The 381-nt window shown below is 43.3% G+C and carries 2 tRNA genes; both read left to right on the forward strand.

Annotation, left to right across the window (positions count from 1 at the left end):
• Positions 1-116 precede the first annotated feature (116 nt).
• Positions 117-190: transfer RNA gene (locus tag FFM55_RS09735), tRNA-Ile, on the forward strand.
• 6 nt (positions 191-196) lie between these two features.
• A tRNA-Ala gene (locus FFM55_RS09740) sits at positions 197-269 on the forward strand.
• Positions 270-381: the final 112 nt, after the last annotated feature.

Here is a 381-nt window from a genome sequence, read left to right on the forward strand (position 1 = left end):
CCGTAGGAGAACCTGCGGCTGGATCACCTCCTTTCTAAGGAAAATCGGAACCTACACATCTATACGAAACGATATTTAGTTTTGAGTGGCTTACACTCAATCGAAAGAGTCGATCTGGGACTGTAGCTCAGCTGGTTAGAGCGCACCCCTGATAAGGGTGAGGTCGGAGGTTCGAGTCCTCTCAGTCCCATGATATGGGGAATTAGCTCAGCTGGGAGAGCGCCTGCTTTGCAAGCAGGAGGTCATCGGTTCGATCCCGATATTCTCCATTAACAACCTACGGGTTGTTAATTAGTTCTTTGAAAACTGAATCATAATTGTAAATTTTTAAATTCATTTATATTGATCATATCAATTAAATTGAGCCGAAAAAATACACCG

The organism is Weissella sagaensis (genome assembly GCF_005405285.1).
GTDB lineage: Bacteria > Bacillota > Bacilli > Lactobacillales > Lactobacillaceae > Weissella > Weissella sagaensis.